Consider the following 8,389-nt stretch of genomic DNA (forward strand, 5'->3'; position numbering starts at 1 on the left):
GGAGACCAGCTTTCGTGTCATTCGTGTGTTTCGTGGTGACTAACTCCCGCACCAACCAACGCCTGATTTCAAACCACGAAAGACACGAACCACGCGAAAAGAACAACGAAGACCAGGATTCGAGTCATACGTGTGTTTCGTGGCGATCAACTCCAGCAACAACCGACGGCTGGATCACAACCACGAGATACACGAACCACGCGAAAAGAAGACCAGAGACCAGCTTTCGTATTATTCGTGGTGACTCATCCGAACCGTTTTAGAAGCCGCGTTGCAGGCCGGGGGTGATGTCGAGGTCGAGTGTGGCGAAGTCGTTGCGGTCGATCTTCTTCCAGGCGATCGCTCCCATCACCGCGTTGTCGGTGCATAGTTCGGGAGGAGCGATGACGAGGTCGAATCCATCTGCCTCGGCGACCTCTTCCAGTTGACGGCGCAGCCTCCGGTTCGCTGCGACCCCGCCCCCGACGAGCAACCGTGGGACGCCGTGTTCTCGGATCGCTCGGCGGCTTTTGGCAACCAAGACATCGACCACCGCAGCTTCGAACGACGCGCAAACGTTTGCTTTGATCTCGTCGCTCAATTCCAACGTCGAGAAATCCTGTCGCCCGGGCCCGACGATCGCATACCGCACCGCTGTTTTCAGCCCGCTGAAGCTAAAATCGTACGACCCGTCGTGCTGTTTCGAACGCGGGAACGAAAACGCTTGGTCGTCCCCTTTTTCCGCCCATCTCGCCACCGCCACGCCTCCGGGAAACCCGAGCGACAACATCGCGGCAACCTTGTCAAAAGCTTCGCCGGCCGCGTCGTCGATCGTTCCGCCGAGATACTCCAGGTCAATAGCGTCACGACACAGGTACAACGTCGTGTGCCCGCCGCTGACGATCAACCCGATCGCCGGGTAAACGCTTTCATCATCTACCGATTGGGGACCAACGTCTGCTTCGGATCCGGTCGTGTCGTTTCGCGCAGCGCGGCTCAGTTGGCAGGCGTACAAGTGCGCGTGCAGGTGATTGATTGCGACCAGCGGTTTTTGCCATGCCATCGCGAGCGATTTGGCGGCGACAACACCGACGAGCAGCGAACCGGCCAAACCGGGGCGGTCCGCGACCGCGATCGCGTGCAAGTCATTCCCCTCGACGTTGGCTTGACGCAGCGAGGTATCGATTACCGGGAGGATGCGTTCGAGGTGAGCGCGGGCCGCGATCTCGGGAACCACACCGCCAAACTGCTCGTGCAGGTTTTCCTGAGTTGCGATGCACTCACCGAGCACCCGACCGCTGCGGGTAACGACCGCCGCGGCGGTTTCATCGCACGTCGACTCGATCGCCAACAAAACGTCTTCGTCACATTCACCCACCTGACAGGTCCACCGTATTCATCACGTTGTAGGTAGGGCCGTGCTTGTCGAGAAAACTGCCGATCACCTCGATCGAGCCCGCGGTCATTTCTCCGAGCGATTCGTTTTCGTACTGCCGCCAATGATCGATCGCCGACTGCGAAACCCGCCGACTGCCGCTCCGCGCCCGGCCGAGCGTTAGGTGCGGAACGTAGTCGCGTGATTCACGTTTGAAACCCAAGTCCGCGTAGCGTTCTTCCATCATCCGCACCATCGCCGTGAGCGAATCAGTCGGGTCTTCGATGCGTGCGATCAACACGCGGGCTCGGTCCACGTCCGGCAAGAACCCAGAGCCGACGAAGAGCAACTCAAACGGGGGAAATTGCTCGCACACTTCCGCGGCGACGTCGCAAATTTTCGGGATCTCGATGTTCTCGACTTCGCCTAAGAATTTCAGCGTCAGATGAAGATTGTCTTCGGGGACCCATTTCACACCCATCGCAGAATTCGACGAGGCAGGTGAAGATGGGGTGGGTGTTCCGGGCGTGGAGCGTTTTTGCTCCCCCGCCTCCTTCATTTCGTGAATCCACTGCGACGCACTGCGAGCGAGCGGAGCGGGAAGCGGGATTGCGAGAAAGGTTCGAATGGTTTTCATGGCTGATAGTTGTACGACAAACCGCTCTGTTCTTGAAGCGTCGGAGAAAAACATGCAAACGCAGCGTTATTCTCAGGAGAAAATCTCGCAACGAGACGCCTCCTCCCAGTGGCTCGCCGACTTTGAAGTCCCCGGATTCACCCCGCATCGCTTGTTGCGCACCGGGCACCTGCAAACACTCATCTCGGCACGGATAGGCGATTCGATTCGCCCATTTGCATCATCCCACCGGCGGCACCAAGTCACACTCCCCGACGGTGACGCGGTCGTCATGCACGACGACGAGCCGGACGGGTGGACGCCCGAGAACGGTGCGGTCTTGATGCTGCACGGTATTTGCGGATGCCATGCGGCGCCGTACATGATTCGTTTCCAACGTCGGCTCGGCCAGCAAGGCATCCGCACCTTTCGGCTCGACATGCGCGGTTGTGGCGACTCCGCGTCGTTGTGCCAATCCATCACCCACGCCGGACGCAGCGAAGACGTCATCTCCGCGATCGAATTCATCGCAGATTTGATCGACGACACGAATAGCCCCATTGGCGCAGTCGGCGTGTCGCTCGGAGGCAATCAACTGTTGCTAACCGCCGGCCGAGTTGGCAACGGTTTCCATGACGCCCCCAAAGGATGGGACCGCGTCGGTCCGGTGCTCGCGATCGCACCTCCGCTGGACCTGCAGCGTTGCAGCGATGCGATGCAGTCACCAGCCCTGCGTTTCTACAATTGGTACTTCATCACACATTTGCTGCGTCGAGCGTCACCCCGATTGAAATCCAGGGACGATTACCAGCAGATGTTGAAACTGCCCCGTCCACGAACGCTGCGGAAATTTGACCGCACGTTTACTGCACCGCTAGCCGGTTTTGAAAACGAGCAGGCATACTACCGAGAGTCGTCCGCCGCGTCCGTCGTCGATCACATCGAGGTGCCAACGCTAATCGTGACCGCGGATGACGATCCCCTCGTCCCGATCGAATCGTTTGAGAAGTTGCTCGAGCAAGGTCGCCACGAAAAGGGACAGCAATCACCAGTTCGTCTGCATGTCTCCCGCGGAGGAGGCCACCACGGTTTCCTCAAACGCGACCGCACGTCATGGACAGACGACCTCGTGAGCGAGTTCTTTCAAGAAGGTTTGAAAAGAAGTCGTCAGTAACGAACACGGTCGGTAACGGTGGTTGTGGCCGTAGCGAAAGTCGCCAAGACTTTTGGTGATTCACGAGGCCTGCCGAAGCTAGCGATAGGGACTCGTCGTTTCGCACAGCTCCACTACCATCTACCCGGAAAAAATGCAGCGCCGGGTACCAGCCCGACGCGCGAGCGAGAGGTTGCGTGTGATCCCTCGCTAGCGCAGCGGGCTAGTAAATCAGTAGGCCGCCACGACCTATGGTCATTCACGGGGTCTGCCGAAACCGTTGGCGGTTTGTCGATTTAATCGAGAGTCAACCTGTTTTCGTTTAACCGGTAGCCGTAGGCGACGCTTGACGGAACACAACCTACCCTTCGGCACGGGTTAAACGAATAAATCGACAGCCCGTTGGCGAGTTTCGCTACACCGCTCGCGCGTGTGAACCGCGGCGAACGCCGATCGGCTGATGCGTTGGGTGGTTACCACTCGCCCTCAATGACTTCGCGGCCGTTTCGGGTACCCAACGCATGCCAAGTATCCAGGTCGATCGATTCGGTGATCGACGTGACCGACCCATCCACTTTGGCGACTTGAACCAATCCCACGTGATGGCTGCGGGAGGTGATCATTGCGTACGTCGGGTTCCCCGCGCCGCCGTCCTTCCCTTCCTGCCACGAGTTGTAGTCCATCTCCTCGTACTCGCGGCCACTGTCGGTGTAATGCACGATGCTGTTGGGAGGCAACGTCACGGTGAAGCCGGTGTGGTGCACTCGGCCGTCGGGCCACTCGGTGTGTCCGGTGTTCTTGAACTGTCCGCCGCTGGCGACGATCGTTTCGGCTTCGACTTCGGTGGTCGGTCGGTCAGTCGTCGACGGGCCGCCGTTGCGTTGGTAGGGCGTCCACGCTTTCACCTCTCCCGCGAGCAACGTGTGACTCGATCCATCGAGGCAGTCACGGAAGTCGAGCATCTTGTTGGGATAGAACATTCCGTCACCGCCTTGTTCGGTTGTCGGATCAAACACAAACCAACGGCCAAAGTTGAACCCGTAGGTCGTCGGATAGAGCGATGGTCGGTTGTCATCGAAAACGCGAATCTCGCCCGCCCCCGGATCGCTCGGACAGGCATAGACCGGGAGCTTCAGCTCATGGATTGCGGGTTGGTTGTCCCATGCCAACGACAAATCCACTTTTTCGAACACGTTGCCCTGCTCGAGGAACGGGAGGATGCGTCCGTGAACGCCCCACGAACCGTTATTGCCGGTCGCGGTGACGTCGAGATTGACGAGCGCCGACGGTGGGAAGCGACCGTAGGTGCTCTGGTAGTTGTGGCACGCCAACGCGATTTGTTTGAGATTGTTGCTGCACTGCATCCGACGAGCAGCCTCCCGAGCGGCCTGCACCGCGGGCAACAGAAGCCCCACGAGAACGCCGATGATCGCGATCACAACGAGCAGCTCGACAAGGGTAAATGCGTGACGTGATTGTTTCATCAATGGTTCCGACGGAGAAATTGGTTGGGTACTTGGAGTCTGGTGGAGGAGCAATCTCCGCAACATGCGATCCTAATATGCACCCGATGTGCCAAAACAGGTTCCACGCGAAATCCACAAAAAACTCACTGGAGAACGCCTCGAAACGGACTGCCAAGGTGAACATTCCACCGCCCCGGCGGATATTCCGTCGCCATGAAAGACACGAAGCACACGAAAGGAAGACCGGAGCTTGGCTTTCGTGTCATTCGCGTGTTTCGTGGTAGTAAGTCCGGACTGAACCCACGCCTGGATCCGGACCACGAAAGACACGAAGCACACGAAAAGAAGACCGGAGCTTGGCTTTCGTGTCATTCGCGTGTTTCGTGGTAAGAAATACGCGCTGGCCCCAACGCCTCGACCGGAACCACGAAAGACGAGAACGACACGAAAAGAGGAATGAAGCCTGGCTTGCGTGTAGTTCATCTTAGACGAACCCGGTAAAACGGTTACTCTCAATAGCAATGGCATGTGACCTGCCTGAGTCGCTTGCTGGTGCGTTGGGGTGAAAAAATTTCTGTTTGATTTGTCTCGTTCGCGTTTTCGTTCAAAAACATTGCCTGTCCCCTCACCATTTCGTTCGCTTCGGTTTCGCTTGCTTGGTCCGCTGATCGGGGTGGCGCTGGTTGCTGCTGTGATCGTCGCGTTGGCGTCGTATCGGCTCGGAGACCGGTGGGCGATGGACGACTTGCAAGAACGCTTTGCAGGAATCAAAAACACGTTGGCCGATTCGACGTTCCCTCTGAACGCGACGGTGTTGAATTCGCTCGCCGAACTCACGCAAACGGACTTGGTTACCACCGATGACAAAGGACGAGTGAAGTACAGCACGATTGATGGCATCGAATCGCCGCTGCAATCGGACACGCTGCGAACCGCGGACAAGCGATACCTCGTCTACTACTTCGACACCCGTCGTGGCAAGTCACGCAGCGATGATGTTTCTCGGGTGGCGGTTGTCTTCGACGAACGCACTTTGTCGGCGAGTCGTCGTCGCGCCGCGATCCTGCCGTTGGCAACCGGCCTTTCGACCATCGTTGCGTTGAGTTCGATCACGCTGTTGATGCAATCTCGGCTAGTCGGTCGGATTGCGAAGTTGCAACGCCGGGTCGGTGGGATCGCGGCAGGTGAGTTTTCGGTGGCACCCACCAACTACGCTGCCGATGAACTCGGGCAACTCGGTGCCGCAGTGGATGACATGGCCGGCCAGTTGGACCAGCTTTGGAAGAGAGTGAATCGGCAACAAAGCGAAAAACTGTTGCACCAGATCGCTGGGGGGATGGCTCATCAACTACGCAACAGCCTCACGGGGGCTCGCATGGCGGTGGAGTTGCATGCGGCGGAGTGTCCGTCGGATGATCGCGAAAGTCTACCGGTGGCGATCCAGCAAATCGAACTCTCGGAGGATTACGTGCGCCGGTTGCTGCTCGTTGCGTCGGGGAGGCAGGACGAGGACCGCCCTACCGAGGTCAGCGTTTGTTGGAACGACGTGCGTTCGAGCCTTTCACCGATCGCCCGGCATTGGCACGTTGAACTGGATTGGGTATTCAACGATTCTCTCGGCACCAATCCGTCTGAATCGTCGTCGCAGCCCGAACCCGCGAAATGGATTGGCGATGGACCGACGTGGGTTGCCGCGGTCACGAACTTGGTACACAACGCGATGCAGGCGGGAGACAAAGTCGAAGTGCGACTGGACTTTCCACTGCCCGACTTGGTTCGTGTGCGTGTATGCGATAACGGGACGGGAATCGACGAATCGGTCGGCGGCGAGTTGTTCGAGCCGTTCGTAACGTCCAAACCGGAAGGCATGGGGTTGGGACTATCGGTCGTCCGCCGTGCCGCCGAACGACTCGAAGGAGCCGTGCGCTGGTACCGAGACGATGGTCGCACCGTTTTTGAATTCACTTCCCGCCTATCCCAACCAAATTAGAACGGTTGTCCCCAATCGTTCATCCGACATCGATCCCATGAACAACTGGGGATAATTGTTCTACACTGAATTTTTCGACTGCCGTTTGCTTTGATGGGAATGCGGTCAGGGAAGCCCGATCTAACGAAACAACATGACATCTACTTCTGAATCCAAACAACGTGTCGCTGCGAAGGGGCACACTGTGCTCGTCGTTGATGACGAACCTTCGATCTGTTGGGCGTTGGAAAAGATGCTCACCCAAGAAGGCCACTCCGTCGTGACGGCATCGTCGGCGGAGGAGGGGTTGGAACGTGCATCGGAGGTCCAACCGCAATTGGTGATTCTTGATGTGCGGCTGCCGAAAGAGGATGGCATCACCGCCTTGCCGAAATTTCTAGCCGCGACCGGGCAAGCACCCGTGGTGGTGATTACCGCGTTCGGTGATTTGGAAACGGCAGTGGCCGCTGTGAAGAACGGCGCGACGGATTACTTGACCAAACCGTTCAAGCTGGAGGACGCGTTGCGGGTTTGCCGGCAAGCGTTGGCGGATACGAATCCTCACACGCCCGCAGTTGTTGCCACCAAAGCCCCCGTGAACCCGACCGCGATCATCGGCACCTCGCCTGCGATGCAACAGGTGTTCCGACAGATCGCATTGGTCGCCGAGAGCGATCTCTCGGTTTTGATCACCGGTGAAACCGGCACGGGCAAAGAGCTCGTCGCCGCAGCGATTCATCGACACAGCCGGCGTAGTGACGGGCCGTATCTTCCGATCGCCCCGGTCGCGTTGAACCCGGACCTGATCGAGAGTGAATTATTCGGTCACGTCAAAGGGGCGTTCACGGGCGCGAGCGACGACCGTGCTGGGCTGTTCGAACGTGCCGAAGGCGGAACGGTGTTGCTCGACGAGATCGGCGACCTGCCGTTGGGCACCCAAGTCAAACTGCTGCGAGTGCTCGAACAAGGACAGTACAGCCGCGTGGGTGACGTTCGCACCCGCACCGCCAACGTTCGCATCCTCGCGGCTACCAATTGTGATTTGCACGAAGCGGTCGCGGAGGGAACGTTCCGCGAAGATTTGTTCCACCGCATGACCGGCATGCAAATCCACCTTCCGCCTTTGCGAGAAAGAAGCGTCGACCTCGGCTTGCTCTGCCAGCACTTCTTGGCTGGTGTTCAATACCCTGCACCGGAGAAGGCGATCAGCGACGAGTTGCTGGCAGAGTTACAAAAGCAGCCGTGGCACGGAAACGTCCGTGAACTCAAAAACGCTGTCGAGCATGCCGCGGTCTTGGCTCGTTCACGCCCGTTGTCGATCCATGATTTCCCGCCACCGGCACCAGGCCGAGGCGAGTCGTCATCGTCACCGCAAGGTTCGCTCGAGAAGTCGATCGAGCAGTGGGCGTTATCTTCGCTCCAGTCCAGCGATGAACCGCCACAAGATTTGCACGCCAAATTCCTAGCCGCAACCGAACCCACCCTCTTCAAAATCATTCTCGCCCACACCGGCGGCAACCGAGCCAAAGCGTCCGAGATCTTAGGCATCCACCGGGGCACCCTCCGAGACCGCCTGCGGTCCTACGGCATGGACGAAACCGACACCTCGTAAATTTCTATCCAGAGGATTGATCACCACAAAAGCACGTGAATAACACGAAAGCTGGTCGCCGTTCTTCTTTTCGCGTGGTTCGTGTCTTTCGTGGTTCGTGTCTTTCGTGGTTCGTGTCTTTCGTGGTTCGTGTCTTTCGTGGTTTGGATCCAGGCGTTGGTTCGGTCCGGACGTTACTACCACGAAACACGCGAATGACTCGAAAGCTGGTCTTCGTTC

Annotated in this window: 6 protein-coding genes; 3 read left to right on the forward strand and 3 right to left on the reverse strand. The window is 58.2% G+C overall.

Annotation, left to right across the window (positions count from 1 at the left end):
- Window positions 1-259 precede the first annotated feature (259 nt).
- On the reverse strand, window positions 260-1,357 hold the full coding sequence (tsaD, locus tag RSSM_RS13035) for a tRNA (adenosine(37)-N6)-threonylcarbamoyltransferase complex transferase subunit TsaD (protein ID WP_008679243.1): 1,098 nt from the start codon (window positions 1,355-1,357) through the stop codon (window positions 260-262).
- On the reverse strand, window positions 1,350-1,991 hold the full coding sequence (gene thpR, locus RSSM_RS13040) for an RNA 2',3'-cyclic phosphodiesterase (RefSeq protein ID WP_008679244.1): 642 nt from the start codon (window positions 1,989-1,991) through the stop codon (window positions 1,350-1,352). Before thpR ends, tsaD begins: the two co-directional genes overlap by 8 nt.
- On the opposite strand from thpR, the gene RSSM_RS13045 reads away from it, so the two are divergent.
- The gene (locus RSSM_RS13045) at window positions 1,990-3,144 is read left to right on the forward strand and encodes a YheT family hydrolase (RefSeq protein WP_236621124.1); all 1,155 of its coding nucleotides are present in this window, start codon (window positions 1,990-1,992) and stop codon (window positions 3,142-3,144) included. The genes thpR and RSSM_RS13045 overlap by 2 nt on opposite strands.
- 452 nt (window positions 3,145-3,596) lie before the next feature.
- On the opposite strand, the gene RSSM_RS13050 is transcribed toward RSSM_RS13045, so the two are convergent.
- Complete coding sequence (locus tag RSSM_RS13050; RefSeq protein WP_008679248.1) at window positions 3,597-4,607, reverse strand: DUF1559 family PulG-like putative transporter; 1,011 nt, start codon at window positions 4,605-4,607, stop codon at window positions 3,597-3,599.
- A gap of 634 nt (window positions 4,608-5,241) precedes the next feature.
- Between RSSM_RS13050 and RSSM_RS13055 the strand changes: the two genes are divergently transcribed.
- A complete protein-coding gene (locus RSSM_RS13055) occupies window positions 5,242-6,579 on the forward strand; it encodes a sensor histidine kinase (protein ID WP_236621125.1) in 1,338 nt (445 codons plus the stop codon).
- A 133-nt stretch (window positions 6,580-6,712) separates the two neighbouring features.
- The gene (locus tag RSSM_RS13060) at window positions 6,713-8,170 is read left to right on the forward strand and encodes a sigma-54-dependent transcriptional regulator (protein WP_008679255.1); all 1,458 of its coding nucleotides are present in this window, start codon (window positions 6,713-6,715) and stop codon (window positions 8,168-8,170) included.
- Window positions 8,171-8,389 lie beyond the last annotated feature (219 nt).

This window comes from Aporhodopirellula sallentina SM41 (assembly GCF_000346505.1).
GTDB classification, from domain to species: Bacteria; Planctomycetota; Planctomycetia; order Pirellulales; family Pirellulaceae; genus Rhodopirellula; species Rhodopirellula sallentina.

Coding starts and splice junctions, on each gene's coding strand:
- RSSM_RS13050 (WP_008679248.1), bottom strand. CDS start 4,607: ATGAAACAATCACGTCACGCATTTACCCTTGTCGAGCTGCTCGTTGTG.
- RSSM_RS13045 (WP_236621124.1), top strand. CDS start 1,990: ATGGCTGATAGTTGTACGACAAACCGCTCTGTTCTTGAAGCGTCGGAG.
- RSSM_RS13060 (WP_008679255.1), top strand. CDS start 6,713: ATGACATCTACTTCTGAATCCAAACAACGTGTCGCTGCGAAGGGGCAC.
- thpR (WP_008679244.1), bottom strand. CDS start 1,991: ATGAAAACCATTCGAACCTTTCTCGCAATCCCGCTTCCCGCTCCGCTC.